At 70.3% G+C, this 13,716-nt stretch carries 11 protein-coding genes; 8 read left to right on the plus strand and 3 right to left on the minus strand.

Going from position 1 to position 13,716, the window contains the following annotated elements; genetic code table 11:
- Nucleotides 1-454 precede the first annotated feature (454 nt).
- Together Ate02nite_RS48355 and Ate02nite_RS48360 are read right to left on the minus strand one after the other, a co-directional pair.
- Nucleotides 455-1,597 (minus strand): MFS transporter, encoded by a 1,143-nt coding sequence (locus Ate02nite_RS48355; RefSeq protein ID WP_239148256.1) that lies wholly within the window; start codon nt 1,595-1,597, stop codon nt 455-457.
- Nucleotides 1,598-1,736: 139 nt separating this feature from the next.
- Nucleotides 1,737-2,717, minus strand: coding sequence for a LysR family transcriptional regulator (locus tag Ate02nite_RS48360; protein ID WP_203814781.1), 981 nt, complete (start codon nt 2,715-2,717; stop codon nt 1,737-1,739).
- Between the two features lie 109 nt (nt 2,718-2,826).
- Here Ate02nite_RS48360 and Ate02nite_RS48365 point away from each other — a divergent pair, with 109 nt between their 5' ends.
- From Ate02nite_RS48365 to Ate02nite_RS48395, 7 genes are all read left to right on the plus strand, one after another.
- Nucleotides 2,827-3,963, plus strand: a complete 1,137-nt coding sequence (locus Ate02nite_RS48365; RefSeq protein WP_203814782.1) for an FAD-dependent monooxygenase — start codon at nt 2,827-2,829, stop codon at nt 3,961-3,963.
- Nucleotides 3,964-3,981: 18 nt separating this feature from the next.
- The gene (locus Ate02nite_RS48370) at nt 3,982-4,920 is read left to right on the plus strand and encodes a VOC family protein (protein WP_203814783.1); all 939 of its coding nucleotides are present in this window, start codon (nt 3,982-3,984) and stop codon (nt 4,918-4,920) included.
- A complete protein-coding gene (locus Ate02nite_RS48375; RefSeq protein ID WP_203814784.1) occupies nt 4,920-5,828 on the plus strand; it encodes a fumarylacetoacetate hydrolase family protein in 909 nt (302 codons plus the stop codon). Before Ate02nite_RS48370 ends, Ate02nite_RS48375 begins: the two co-directional genes overlap by 1 nt.
- The gene (locus Ate02nite_RS48380) at nt 5,828-6,955 is read left to right on the plus strand and encodes an alpha/beta hydrolase family protein (protein WP_203814785.1); all 1,128 of its coding nucleotides are present in this window, start codon (nt 5,828-5,830) and stop codon (nt 6,953-6,955) included. Before Ate02nite_RS48375 ends, Ate02nite_RS48380 begins: the two co-directional genes overlap by 1 nt.
- Entirely contained in the window at nt 6,952-7,917 is a 966-nt protein-coding gene (locus tag Ate02nite_RS48385) for a cyclase family protein (RefSeq protein ID WP_203814786.1), read from the plus strand. The genes Ate02nite_RS48380 and Ate02nite_RS48385 overlap by 4 nt, the downstream gene beginning before the upstream one ends.
- A 126-nt stretch (nt 7,918-8,043) precedes the next feature.
- Nucleotides 8,044-9,261, plus strand: coding sequence for a phosphatase PAP2 family protein (locus tag Ate02nite_RS49340; RefSeq protein WP_239148257.1), 1,218 nt, complete (start codon nt 8,044-8,046; stop codon nt 9,259-9,261).
- 196 nt (nt 9,262-9,457) lie between these two features.
- Nucleotides 9,458-11,155 carry a SulP family inorganic anion transporter gene (locus Ate02nite_RS48395; protein WP_239148258.1) on the plus strand — a complete coding sequence of 566 codons (1,698 nt, stop codon included), beginning with the start codon at nt 9,458-9,460 and terminating at the stop codon, nt 11,153-11,155.
- On the opposite strand, the gene Ate02nite_RS48400 is transcribed toward Ate02nite_RS48395, so the two are convergent.
- A complete protein-coding gene (locus tag Ate02nite_RS48400; RefSeq protein WP_203814787.1) occupies nt 11,143-12,753 on the minus strand; it encodes an amidohydrolase in 1,611 nt (536 codons plus the stop codon). The two genes, Ate02nite_RS48395 and Ate02nite_RS48400, sit on opposite strands and share 13 nt — an antisense overlap.
- Nucleotides 12,754-12,846: 93 nt before the next feature.
- Between Ate02nite_RS48400 and Ate02nite_RS48405 the strand changes: the two genes are divergently transcribed.
- The gene (locus tag Ate02nite_RS48405) at nt 12,847-13,566 is read left to right on the plus strand and encodes a TetR/AcrR family transcriptional regulator (RefSeq protein WP_203814788.1); all 720 of its coding nucleotides are present in this window, start codon (nt 12,847-12,849) and stop codon (nt 13,564-13,566) included.
- Nucleotides 13,567-13,716: the final 150 nt, after the last annotated feature.

Genomic DNA, 13,716 nt, shown 5'->3' on the forward strand with positions numbered 1-13,716 from the left:
GCCGTTCGGTGCGTGCATCGAATCCACAACCTGGCGCCCGGTCGCTCGCTGCTGCGGCTCCGTGGGCCGATCTTGTGGGCTTGCCGCTCGGTGCGAGCAGCGAATCCACATACTTGAGCCGTCGGCGCTCGAACGGGGCACGCCGAGCTGGAAATACGAGGATTTAGCTGGGCGGTGGTTGCCGTCATGACGGCGTTGGCCGGAATTCGGGTACTAAGTCCAGCATTTGGCCGGTGGCCCGCATGGTGGAACGCGCGGTTGACGGATGGGAACGGCGAGCCGTGGCGGGCTCCATGTCGGCCGGACGGAGCGGGCTCTCGGAACTCCGGCCGCGCCGCGCCGCGCTGGGCTGCGCCGCGCTGGGCTGCGCCGCGCTGGGCTGCGCCGCGCTGGGCTGAGCTGCGCAGCGCTGGGCCGGGTCGCGCCGGGCTGCGCCTGCGCCGGGTCGGGGTGGCTATGTGGTCACGTTGAGTGGGGGTGCGGTTTGGGGGACTACCAGCAGGGTGACTATGGCCAGGACTGCGGCTACTGCGGCCAGCACGCCCAACGCCGGCTGCAAGCCGCCTGCGGCTGCGCCGAAGCCGGCTACCAGCAGGGGTGAGGCGAACTCGCCTACGAACAGGAAGCCGGTCCACAAGCCTGTGCCCCGGCCTCGCTGGTCGAAGCGCAGGCGGTTGGTGGCCCAGGTGAGCAGTACCGGCAGCAGCAGGCCGGTGCCGGCACCGGTGATCATGGCGCCGAGTGTCACCAGGGGCACGTTCGGGGCGGCGAAGACCACTGCCAAGCCCGTTGCGGCCAGGCCGAACGCTATCGGCAGCAGGGTTCGTGGGCGCTGCCGGGACAGGCGGGCGAACGATGCTGAGCCGGCCGCGGTGGCCAGGGACATCGCGGCGCTCACCCCGCCGATCGCGGCGCTTGAGGTGACGCCCAGGTCGTCCAGGACGAAGGACAGCTGGACTATCAGCGCGTAGAACACCACGCCGCCCACCAGGGTGATCAGGCAGGGGACCAGCAGGCCCCGCCAGGGGAGTGGGGGCAACTTGGCGGGCCTCGGGCCGGTGGCGGGCTGCCACAACAGCTTGGTCATGGGTACGACCAGGAGCAGTGCTACGGCGTACACCCAGAAGGGGGTGCGCCAACCGGCGGCGCCCAGCGCCCCGCCCAGCGCTAGGAACACCGTGGCCGCGAGGGTTGCGGCCAGGGTTTGCAGGCCGAGGTAGCGGCTGCGTTTCGGGCCGGACCAGTAGTCGGCGATCAGCGTGGTGCAGCAGGTCATGATGGCCGCCTCGCACAGGCCTACCACCGCGCGGCTCGCGATGATCTGGCCCAGTGAGCTCAGGTAGAGCGGGGCGGTGCCGGCGATCGCGTAGACGACCAGCGCGACGATGAGCAGGCGTTTGCGATCGACGGCGTCGATCACGATCCCGGCGAACGGCGCGGTCAGCCCGATGATCAACGCGGGCACGGTGAGCACGATCGGCACCAGCACGTCGGCGCCGGCCACCCCGGCGAAGTGATCCTCCATCTTGGGCAGGACCGGCGCGATCAGCACCGCGCCGAGCACGGCCAGGCAGCTGCCGGCGAGCAGCAGCGCCAACTGAGCCGGCCCAGCCTGACGCCCGGCCGAACCGTCGGCTGAGCTGGGGTCCGAGGGGTGGTCCGATATGGGTGGGGAATCCGAGGGTGAGGACATGGTGGGGTGGCCCTTCGGCGGTGGAGACGCGGGTCACACCGGACTATCGGGGGGCCGCCGGGCTATCCGGAAGAGGGGTTTCGGCTATGGGGGACATAACGGGGGCTGATAGTTCCCGGCCCACCGACTCCAGGACGCCGCGCAACCAGGCATGCGCCGGGTCGTGCCGGTAGATCGGGTGCCACCAGAACGCCTCGGCCAGCGGCACCACATCGAAAGGGCACGGCAGGATGCGTACGCCGGCGGGGGCGGCCAACCTCTTCGCCAGGCGCTCCTGCAGCAGGGCGACCCGCCGCGTGCCGGCCACCAGGAACGGCATCGGCAGGAAACCGTCGGCGACCACCTCGACCCGCGGCTCGATGCCGAGCAGCCGCAACTGCTGGGCAGCGGGCGCGAACGCGGTGCGCAGGTTGTAGAGCACAACCCACGGCAGCGTCGCCAGATGTTCCAGGGTGAGGGCGTCGCCGACCACCTCGTTGTCCGAGGACACGATGCAAACCCATCGATCCTGGTAGAGGTCCAGGTAGGGGAAATCGGTCAGGAAGCCGTGGGGCAAGAACAAACCATCGGCGGTACGCAGGGTGTCGGCCGCATGGTCCACGGTGTACGGCGTGGTCTGCTGCAACCGCAGCCGCGCCCCGGGCGCGAGCTCGCCGAGCCGCCTCGCCAGCAGCGGCCCGACCTCCGTGGCCGCGTAGTCCGAGGTGATCACCGTGAATTCGCGTTCGATCGTGGTCGGGTCGAAGTCGGGGGTCACGTCGAAGACCCGGCGCACCCCGGCCAGGGCCGGCCCGGTCAGCGCCAGCAACTGCGCGGCGAGCGGCGTCAGCTCGTAGCGGTTGCCGGTGCGGGCCAGCAGCGGATCGCCGAAGTGCCGGCGCAGGCGGGCCAGCGCGGCACTGACCGCGGGCTGGCTGACCCCGAGCGCCTCGGCCGAGCGGGTCACGTTCCGCTCGCGCAGCAGCGCGTCCAGGGTGACCAGCAGGTTGAGGTCCAGGTTGGCGAGCACCCGGTCGACCGTCACGGCCGGAAGTATAAGCACGCCTGATGCTCGGCATCAGCAGTTGGGACTTTCCTGATGGCCGAAAGCCCCTGGACAGTGGTGGCAGTCACATCCCGGCAACAGGGAGGTAATGATCGTGCCTGCCGTACGAAATGTTCTCGTGGTCGGTGGCGGGGCGGCCGGGGCCGCCGTCGCGATCCTGCTGGCCGAGGGCGGCGTCTCGGTCGATCTCATCGACATCAAGCCCGACATCGGCGCCCTGGGCTCGGGAATCACCCTGCAGGGCAACGCCCTGCGGGTGCTGCGCCGGCTCGGCATCTGGGAGCAGCTGAGCGAGCAGGGCTATGCCTTCGACACGCTCGGCCTGCGTGCCCCCGACCCGAACGGCACCCTGATCGCCGAGCTCGACGACATCCGCACCGGCGGCGCCGACCTGCCCGCCACCCTCGGCATGTACCGGCCCGACCTGGCCCGGATCATGCTGACGCGAGCCGAGGCGGTCGGCGTCAAGGTCCGTTTCGGCACCACCTACACGGTGCTCGACCAGGACGGCGACGGCGTGTCGGTGACCTTCGCGGACGGCACGGCCGGGCGCTACGACCTGGTCGTCGGGGCCGACGGCATCCGCTCCTGGACCCGCCGCACGCTCGGGATCCCCCTCGAGACCGCCAACGTCGGCATGGGCATCTGGCGGGCCTTCACCGCCCGCCCGGAAAGCGTGACCCGCACCGACCTTTACTACGGCGGTCCGAGCTACATCGCCGGGTACTGCCCGACCGGGGCGGACACGCTCTACGCCTACCTGGTCGAGGACGCTCAGGATCGCAGCACGCTCACCCCGGAGCAGTCCCTCGACGTTATGCGGGGGCTCGCGCAGGCCTATCACGGGCCGTGGGACGACATCCGCGCGACGCTCACCGACCCGTCCCGGATCAACTACACCTGGTTCGAGAGTCACCTGCTCGACGGGCCCTGGCACCGCGGCCGGGTCGTGCTGATCGGCGACGCCGCGCACGCCTGCCCGCCCACCCTGGCCCAGGGCGCCGCCCAGGCCCTCGAGGACGCCTCGGTGCTGGCCGAACTGCTGCTGCGGGAATCCGCCCTGGGCGACGACCTGTGGCAGGAGTTCACCGGCCGTCGTTACGAGCGCGCGAAAGCAGTTGTAGAAGGCTCGCTCCAACTTTGTAGATGGCTGCTCGCGCACGAGCGCGGCGACGTGCCCGGCCTGATGGGCCGCATCTCCCACCTGCTGATGAACCCCGCCTGAGCGTTCCAGAGGACTGCCATGAACGAGCGACTGATCACCCACCTGCGGCACGTCGACCTGGCCGTGCCGGACTACGACAAGCAGCTGGAGTTCTACACCACCATGTGGGGCCTGGAACCCACGGTGACCGACGGCGGGATCGCCTTCCTGGCCGCGGCCGGTTCCCCCGAGCAGTACTCGGTGCGGCTCCGGAAGGCCGCCGAGAAGCGGCTCGACCTGATCGCGTTCGGCGCGGCCACCCCGGCCGACGTGGACGCCCTCGCCGAGCGGCTCGGCGCCGACGGCGTCCCACTGGTCGGCGAGCCCGGCAAGATGCAGACCCCGGGCGGCGGGTACGGCTTCCGGTTCTTCGACTGCGACGGCCGTACGGTCGAGGTGTCCTGTGATGTTGATGTTCGAGCCCACCGCAAGCTCGAAGAGGGCGAGGCCGTCCCGGTCAAGCTCTCGCACGTGGTGATCAACTCGCCGAACCCGGAACAGAACGTTGCCTTCTACGAGAAGCACCTCGGGTTCGCGCTGTCCGACACCCTGATGCACCCGCGGATGGGGTCGATGATGTGGTTCCTGCGCACCAACCGCTGGCATCACAGCCTGGCCATCGCCCGCGGCCCGCACGTGGCGCTGCACCACGCGTCGTTCGAGATGCGCGGCATCGACGAATACATGCGCGGCACCGGCCGGCTGCTGCGCGGCGGCGTCGAGAAGGTGTGGGGGCCGGGCCGGCACCTGGCCGGCAACAACACCTTCTCCTACTTCCTCGACCCGCACGGCAACACCATCGAGTACACCACCGAACTGGAGGAACTCGACGAGGACAGCTGGCACCCGCACCTCTACGACTTCTCCGACCCGGCGGTCTCCGACCAGTGGGGCACCGCGAATCCGATGAACGAGTTCGTCGCCAAGCAGTCGTTCAACGACCCCGACCGCGGCATCTTCGTCGCCCCGCCGGTCTGATGCGCATCGCCACCTGGGCTTTCCAGGGTGAAACGCACTCCGGCGTGGTGCGCGACGACGCGGTCCACCCGTTCGCCGACGGGCTGACCGCGCGTCAGGTCGTCGAGCTCGGCGACGCCGCGTCGGTGGAAACCCTGGCCGGCGTACCCCTCGCGGAAGTGCGATTGCTTGCGCCGCTGCAGCCTGCCTCGCTCCGCGACTTCGTCGCTTTCGAAGAGCATGTCGAGGGGGTACGCCGTAGCGTCGACGGTCGCGGCGGGGTGCCCGACGCCTGGTACGACGCCCCGACCTTCTATTTCACGAACCCGCACACGCTGCTCGGCCCGGACGTCGACATCGCTTTTCCGGCCGCGTCGGTGGCCCGCGACTTCGAACTGGAGGTCGCCGCGATCGTCGGGCCGTCGTCCAGGATCTTCGGGTACACGATCTTCAACGACTGGTCGGCGCGCGACCTGCAGAGCCGCGAGATGCAGGTCAACCTGGGCCCGGCCAAGGGCAAGGACTTCGCCGGCAGCCTCGGCCCGTGGATAGTCACCGCCGACGAGCTGGACCTCTACAAGGATGCCGACGGCTTTCTGGAACTGTTGTGCACGGCCGAGGTCAACGGGGTCGAGGTCGGGCGGGATCTGCTGTCCAACATGGGCTGGACGTTCGAGACCATGCTCGGCCACGCCGCCCGGGACAGCCGGGTCGTCGCCGGTGACGTGCTCGGTTCCGGCACCGTCGGCAACGGCGGCTGCCTGGCCGAACTGTGGGGCCGCACCGGCAGACAGGAACCGCCACCGCTGCGGGACGGCGACGTCGTCACCCTCACCGTGCAGGGCATCGGCCACCTCACCAACCGGATCACCTCGGCGCCACCCAGCGAACCCGTTCCGCCCGCACGTCCTCCGAAAGGCAGGCCCTGATGTTCGAGTACTTTCCCGGCAACTACGTCTGGAACCTCAGCGTGGTGGCCGCGCTGAACAGCGGCGGCCTGATCGACGAGGTGGACCGGGCCTGCCGCCCGATCCGCGACCTGGCCGCCCAGGGTTCCGACGTCGGCACCAAGCAGCTGATGGCGTCGTTCACCGCGGTGGTGGACGACCTCGAGGCGCAGGCGGCGGCCGCCCCCAGCAGGAGGACCGCCGGGCAGCTCTACTTCCGGGCCACCAACTACCTGACCCAGGCCGAGCGGATGCAGAGCGCTCACGACCCCGGCCGCCGGGCCATCTACCAGCGCTGCCTCGACCTGATGCAGAAGACCTTCGACAACCTCGACCCGGACACCATCCGGGTCGCGGTGCCGTTCGAGGGGACCACGCTGCCGGCGTACTTCAAGTCGGCCGGGCCCGGCGCACCCTGCGTGATCATGTTCAACGGGCTGGACTCCACCAAGGAGCACATGTACGTCTCCAGCTTCCCGCACGAACTGGCCGCCCGCGGCATCTCGACGCTGATGGTCGACTGCCCCGGCAGCGGCGAGGCACTGCGGTTCGGCGGGCTCACCGCCCGGGTCGAGAGCGAGGACTGGGCCGCCGCCTGCGTCGACTACCTGCTCGCCCGCGGTGACGTGGACGCCGCCCGGATCGGGCTGGTCGGCTGGTCGCTCGGCGGCTACTACGCACCCCGGGCCGCGGCGTTCGAGAAACGGCTCGCCCTGTGCGTGGCGTGGGGCGCCAACCACAACTGGGGTGAGGTGCAGCTGCGCCGGCTGGAACGGGAGGGGGAGAACCCGGTACCGCACTACTGGGACCACGTGATGTGGGTGTGGGGCGAGACCGACCTCGACACCTTCATCAAGAAGGCCGCGCAGGTGCACCTGGACGGAGTTGTCGAGCAGATCACCGTGCCGTTCCTGATCGCGCACGGCGAGAACGACCGGCAGATCCCCCTTCGTTATGCGCACCGGTCTTATCAGCAGGCGATCAACAGCCCTCGGCGTGAGCTGCGGGTCTTCACCCCGGCCGAGGGTGGGGCCGAGCACATCGGGCTCGACCACCTGCCGTACGTCAGCGTGTTCATCGCCGACTGGATCGCCGGGACGCTTTCATGATCGACCGCACCGATCCGGCCGGCGCCATCGCCGCGGCCGCGAAACGCTGCTCCAACTGGGGACGCTGGGGTGCCGAGGACGTACGCGGCACCATGAATTTCCTGACCGACACCAAGCGGGTGGAAGCCGCCCGGCTGATCCGTCGCGGGGTTTCCTTCTCCCTCGCCCAGTCCTTCGACATGGACGGGCCGCAGAAGGGCTGGCGGCGCCGCACCAACCCGGTGCACACCATGCTCGACACCGGCACCGACGCGGCGGCCGGCATCCAGGGCTTCCCGCACGGCATCGGCGGCGCCGACGACGTCATCGCCATGCCGTTGCAGTGCTCGACCCAGTGGGACGGCCTCGGCCACATCTTCGACCACGGGTACGCCTGGAACGGCCGGCTCGCCGCCGAGACGGTGACCAGCCTGGGCGACCGCGTCACCGGCATCGAGACGGTCGCCGACGTGATCGCCGGCCGCGGCGTGCTGCTCGACGTGGGCCGGGCCTTCGGTACCGACGGCGAGCTGCCGGACGGCTTCGCCATCACCACTTCGCATTTGACCGCCACGATTGACCGGCAGGGGCCGTCGTCGGCCGTCGGGCCGGGCGACATCGTGCTGGTCCGCACCGGGCAGCTGGCCCGGACCCGGCGCGAGGGCTGGGGCGACTACGCCGGCGGCCCGGCCCCCGGCCTGTCCTTCACCACCGCCGACTGGCTGCACACCAGCGAGATCGCCGCGATCGCCACCGACACCTGGGGTTTCGAGGTGCGCCCGAACGAGTTCGACGACGCCTTCCAGCCGCTGCACCAGGTCGCGATCCCACACATCGGCCTGTTTCTCGGCGAGATGTGGGACCCGGACGCCCTGGCCGCCGACTGCGCCGCCGACGGTGTCTACGACTTCTGGCTGACCGCCGCCCCGCTGCCGATCACCGGCGCGGTCGGCTCCCCGATCAATCCCATCGCGGTGAAGTAACTGTGCGTGGGCTGAGAGGGTGACCCAGTTCTCAGGCCGGAAGTTTGCTCGTTGGGCAAATTCGGGCTGATGCTGGAAGTCGGACCGCGGCAGGGGCGCTATCGGTCCCCGTCGCGGAGGTGCCAGATGGATCGTCTGCGGGTAGTGGCGGCCCGGCGAGCTCTCCGTGAGATCGCCCTGGTCGCCGTGCTGTTCCTGGCCTACAAGCTGGGCCGGCTGCTGGTCGAGGGGCACGTCAGCGAGGCCTTCACCAACGCCCAGAGCGTGTGGGACTTCGAACGCCTCATCCACCTGCCCAGCGAGGCCGCCCTGCAGGCGGCCGCGCTGCAGCACACCTGGCTGGTCCGGGCCGCGAATTGCTTCTACGCGTACGTCCATTTTCCGGCCACCGCGGCCACTCTGATCTGGTTGTACCTGCGTCGGCCGGCGATCTACCTGTGGTTCCGGCGCACCCTGGTCTCGCTCACCGCGCTGGCCCTGGTGACCCACGCGCTGTTCCCGCTCGCGCCCGGGCGAATGGTGGCCGCCACCGGCCTGGTCGACACCGGCAAGCTCTTCGGCCCGTCGGTCTACGGCTCACCCACCACCGACACGCTGAGCAACCAGTACGCCGCCATGCCGTCCCTGCACGTCGGCTGGGCCCTGGCGGTGGCGATCGCCCTGATCACCGCGTCGCGCTCCCGGTGGCGCTGGCTGTGGCTGGCCCACCCGATCACCACCCTGCTGGTGGTGGTGGTAACCGGCAACCACTACTGGCTCGACGCCATCGCCGCGGTAACCCTGCTGGGCCTGGTCCTGGCCGTGGTCACCCCGCTGTCCCGCCAGACCGCGACCGAGCCGCCCGCGACCCCGGTCCCGGTCCTCGCCCCCGCGCCAACCGTGCCCGCGCTGACCGCCCCGACCCTGCCGTCCGAGGGAGTCCCCGCATCGGTCCTGGCGGCCCACCGCCTCCTCCAGCCCTACGCCCCGCTAGCCGTCCTGGTCCCCGGCGCACCCCTGGCCGCCCTGGTCACCCAGGCTTTCGCCCCCGCCAAGCAGGCGCCCATCCCCAGCCCGCGGGCTTCCACGACCAAGGCGCAGCCCAAGCCGGCCCCACCGCCGGCGATCGCCGCGGCGCCGACAGACCAGGGAGCCGGCCGGGCTGACCGGGAAGTCAGTCGGGTTGAGCCGGCCGCGAGGTCGGCCGGCCCGGCGCTGGCCCGGCCGAAGGCCGGAACGCCGTCGCCGGATGCCGCCGTCTGCGTGCCGCGGCAGCGCATTGAGGGTGAAGCCCTCACCCGGCCGCCTGTCTCGGCCCGTCCTGGTCCGGGCGCTCCGAGATCCCGCAGCGCGCCCCACCGCTGACGCGATAAAACAGGGGACCCGGTATTTCTGTGGAACCCCGACGCCGTATCGAAGAAGGCGCGGAATTCACGCCAAGCGTGCGGCGGCCCGGAGAGCGCGGCCACGCACGGAGAAGACGCCGGTCTTGGCGAGAGAAGCGCGCTGAATCGTTCGGTGCGGGGGATTCGCTGAGGGCCGGCGCCAGTAAGTTGGGGCGGTGGAGTTGAGCCGGTGGGTGCCGGGTGTGCAGGCGGTGCGCACCTACAAACCGGCCTGGCTGCCGCGCGACCTCGTCGCCGGGATCGTGCTGACCACGCTGCTGGTGCCGCAGGGGATGGCCTACGCCGAGCTGGCCGGGCTGCCGCCGATCACCGGCCTCTACACCTCGATGGTCTGCCTGCTCGCCTACGCGGTCTACGGGCCGTCCCGGGTGCTGGTGCTGGGGCCGGACTCCTCGCTCGGGCCGATGATCGCGACCGTGCTGGTCGGCGCGATCGGCGCCGGCGCGACCGCCGAGGAATCGGTCGGGCTGGCCGCCACCCTGGCGCTGATGGTCGGCGTGCTGCTGCTCGTGGCCGGCTTCGCCAAGCTCGGCTTCCTCGCCGACCTGCTGTCGCATCCGACCCAGGTCGGGTACCTCAACGGCATCGCCCTGACGATCCTGATCGGTCAGCTGCCGAAGCTGCTCGGCTTCTCGGCCGACGGCGACGGGCTGCTGGCCGGGGCCGCCGACCTCGTCCGGGGCATCGCCGACGGGCAGGTGGCGCCGACCGCGATGGCGATCGGCGTGTTCGGGCTCGTGGTGATCGTGGTACTGCGCCGGCTGGCGCCGAAGGTGCCCGGCGTGCTGATCGCGGTGGTGCTGTCGACCCTCGCGGTGTCGGTGTTCGACCTGGCCGTGCGGGTGGTCGGGCCGCTGCCGCACGGGCTGCCGACGCCGGAACTGCCGTCCGCCTCGCTGGAAGATCTCGGCCTGCTCGCGGTGGGGGCGTTCGGCATCACCGTGGTCTCGCTGACCGACACCATCTCCACCGCCTCGGCGTTCGCCGCCCGCACCGGCCAGGAGGTGCGCGGCAACCAGGAGATGATCGGAATCGGCGCGGCCAACGTCGCGGCCTCGTTCTTCTCCGGCTTCCCGGTCAGCACCAGCGGGTCGCGCACCGCGGTCGCCCAGCAGTCCGGCGCCCGCACCCAGCTCACCGGCGTGGTCGGCGCGATCGCCATCGGCGTACTCCTGCTGTTTGCTCCGGGCCTGTTGAAAAACCTGCCGCAACCGACCCTCGCGGCCGTGGTGATCGCGGCCGCGTTGTCGCTGGCCGACCTGCCGGCGATGGCGTCGCTGTGGCGGCGCCGGCGGGTCGAGTTCTGGCTGGCCGTCGCGGCGTTCCTCGGCGTTGCCGTGCTCGGCGTCCTGCCCGGCATGGGGGTCGCGGTCATCCTGTCGGTGCTCAATGTCTTCCGCCGGGTCTGGTGGCCCTACCAGGCGGTTCTCGGCCGGGCCGACGGCGTGAACGGCTTCCACGACACCCGCGTGCATCCGTCCGCCCTGCTCCTGCCGGGGCTCGTGCTGTTCCGGTTCGACGCGCCGCTGATCTTCGCGAACGTGCGGGTCTTCCGCGAACGCCTGCGCGCCTTCGCCCGCGACGTGCCGGACCTCAAATGGATCGTCATCGCGGCCGAGCCGATCACCGACGTCGACACCACCGCGGCCGACGTCCTGGAGGAACTCGACCGCGAACTCAACGCCGCCGGCATCTCGCTGGTCTTCGCCGGGATGAAGACGCCGGTCCACGAGAAGGTCGACCGCTACCAGCTGACCCGCGTCATCGACCCGGCCCACTTCTTTCCGACGATCGACGACGCGGTCGCCGCCTACCAGCGCGAAACCGGCGTCACCTGGCCTCAGCCCTCGTAAACCGCCTTACCGTCGACGAACGTCAGCGCGACCTTCGCGTCGCCGATCTCCGCGGCCGGCGCCGCGAAGATGTCACGGTCGAGAACAACCAGGTCCGCCCGGAAACCCGGGCGAACACTGCCGGTGTCATCCAGGCGATTCACATAGGCCGACCCCTGCGTGTACGCCGTGAGCGCCGCCGCCAGCGTGAGCGCCTGCTCGGGAAGGAAGCCCGCGTAGTCCTCGCCGTGATGGGCCCGGTTCACCGCCACGTGGATGCCCTGCAGCGGATCCGGCGTGCTCACCGGCCAGTCACTGCCGCCGGCCAGCCGCGCACCGGCCCGGGCCAGGTCACCGAACGGGTACTGCCAACCGGCCAGCGCCGGATCGAGGAACGGGATGGTCAGCTCGTCCATCTGTGGCTCGTGCGACGCCCAATAGGGCTGCATGTTCGCGGTCGCGCCGAGTTGTTCGAAACGCGGTACGTCCTGCGGATGCACCACCTGCAGGTGGGCCAGGTGCGGCCGGTTGTCACTCGAGCCGTTGGCCCGCCGGGCCGCCTCGACGGCGTCCAGAGCATTGCGAACGGCCTGGTCACCCAGGGCGTGGAAGTGCGGCTGAAAACCCTTCAAATCCAACTCACTGACGTACGCCGGGAGCTGTTCCGGGTCGATGAAGGACAACCCGCGGTTCGCCGTCACACACCCGCACGAGTCGCGGTAGGGCTCGGTCATCGCGGCCGTGAAGTTCTCGGCGATCCCGTCCAGCATCATCTTCACCGAGTCGCAGCGCAGCCGCCCGACGGTGAACCTGGACCGCTTGGCCTCCAGCTCGGCGATCTGCTCGGCGCCGCCCTCGCGGTCCCACCACAGGGCCCCGACGACGGTCGCGGTGAGCGATCCGGTTTCCGCCGCCTTCAGGTACGCGTCGGAGATGTCGTCGTAGCCGTTCGTCGCGCAGACCATGGCGTCCTGCCAGGCCGTGATGCCGAACGCGTGCAGCAGCTGCTGAGCTCGCATCAGCCCGGCGTAACGCTCGTCGGCCGTCGTCGCGGGCACGTGGATGAGGTCCATCGCGCCCTCCTGCAGCGCGCCGATCGGTTCGCCGTGCTCGTCCCGGTCGATCCGCCCGCTGGCCGGGTCGGGGGTGTCCCGGGTGATGCCGGCCAGCTCCAGCGCGCGGCTGTTCACCCAGGCCGCGTGGTGATCCCGGTTGAGCAGGTAGACCGGACGGTCCTTGACGACCTGATCCAGCTGCTCCCTACGCGGCACGCCGCCCTCGAAGCTCTCCATCGCCCAGCCACCGCCGACGATCCACTCGGCGTCCGGGTTGGCGGCCGCGAAGTCGCCGATCCGGCGCTGGTACTCGGCCAGGTCGGTGGTGCCGGTCAGGTCGCACTGGCCCAGCTCGACCCCGCCCATCACCGCGTGGATGTGCGCGTCCTGGAAGCCGGGCAGCAGCAGCCGCCCGTTGAGATCGACCAGGTCGGTCTCCGGACCGACCAGATCCCGCACGTCGCCGACGCCGACGATCCGCCCGGCCTGCACGGCCACCGAGTCGCTGCTTACCGCACCGTCGGAGAACACCGCTCCACCGTGAAAGACGAGGTCTGCGTGCATGGTGTCAACTCCGTTCCGGGGGTGGCCTGGGGTGGCGCTAACCGAATCATCGCGTGTCGCGGATGGTCAAGGCTGTTGACATAAGCTACCGCGATGGCTGCTGATCGCCTGGCCGCGCAGCGGCGACGCCGACCTACCCGCTCGGGCACGGTCCTGAGCTACGAGCTGATCGTGGCTACCGCTATCCGGCTGATCGACCTGCACGGGGGCGACGGCCTCAGTGTCCGGCGGCTCGGGGCCGCGCTGGGGGCCGACCCGACCGCGCTGTACCGCTACTTCCGCAGCACCGACGACCTGGTGCTCGCGGTCGCGGACGAGTTGATCGGCAAGGCCCTGGACGGATTCGCACCGGGGGAGGACTGGCGGGAGTCGCTGGCTTTGATGGGCCGGCGGATCTACACGGGCTGTCTCGCCCGGCCGCGCACCGCCGTACTGACCGCGGCCCGGGTGACCGGGCGGGTCCACGAGATCCGGGCGGTGGAGATCGGGGTGGGCATTCTGCGTGGTGCCGGCTTCCCCGACGAGGCCGCCGCCCGGTGTTATCACGCGTTCATCGACCTGACTCTCGGCTACGCGATGCTCGATGCCGCCGCTTCATCGGCCGGCGATGTCGCAGCGTGGGCCGATGTCTACGCAGGGTTACCGGCGGACACGCATCCGCACATCGCGGCCTCCGCGGAGGCGCTCGGGCGGTCCATGTCGGGGTCGGCTTACGCCGTTGCGCTGGGGTTTTACCTGGATGGGCTCACTCTTGAGTTGGAATCCTGGCGAAAGGGTGGGGGCCGATTTGGCGCCGCGGGAAACACGCTGTAATGTTCTCCAAGTCGCCAGGGAGACGGGCGAGCGAACGGAAGCCTTCGGGCAGCCGGAGCGGCCGTCCTGGAGGCAACCCCGAGAAATAGTCGCGGTGAATAACCGTGTAGTGTTTCGCGGGTTGGACGAAGCCCCGAGGGCAATACAACA

The sequence above is a fragment of the Paractinoplanes tereljensis genome, from assembly GCF_016862435.1.
Lineage (GTDB): Bacteria > Actinomycetota > Actinomycetes > Mycobacteriales > Micromonosporaceae > Actinoplanes > Actinoplanes tereljensis.

Excerpts from the sequence above, each read along its gene's own strand:
- Ate02nite_RS48365 (WP_203814782.1), top strand. The coding sequence starts at position 2,827 with ATGATCGTGCCTGCCGTACGAAATGTTCTCGTGGTCGGTGGCGGGGCG.
- Ate02nite_RS48370 (WP_203814783.1), top strand. The coding sequence starts at position 3,982 with ATGAACGAGCGACTGATCACCCACCTGCGGCACGTCGACCTGGCCGTG.
- Ate02nite_RS48375 (WP_203814784.1), top strand. The coding sequence starts at position 4,920 with ATGCGCATCGCCACCTGGGCTTTCCAGGGTGAAACGCACTCCGGCGTG.
- Ate02nite_RS48380 (WP_203814785.1), top strand. The coding sequence starts at position 5,828 with ATGTTCGAGTACTTTCCCGGCAACTACGTCTGGAACCTCAGCGTGGTG.
- Ate02nite_RS48385 (WP_203814786.1), top strand. The coding sequence starts at position 6,952 with ATGATCGACCGCACCGATCCGGCCGGCGCCATCGCCGCGGCCGCGAAA.
- Ate02nite_RS49340 (WP_239148257.1), top strand. The coding sequence starts at position 8,044 with ATGGATCGTCTGCGGGTAGTGGCGGCCCGGCGAGCTCTCCGTGAGATC.
- Ate02nite_RS48400 (WP_203814787.1), bottom strand. The coding sequence starts at position 12,753 with ATGCACGCAGACCTCGTCTTTCACGGTGGAGCGGTGTTCTCCGACGGT.
- Ate02nite_RS48405 (WP_203814788.1), top strand. The coding sequence starts at position 12,847 with ATGGCTGCTGATCGCCTGGCCGCGCAGCGGCGACGCCGACCTACCCGC.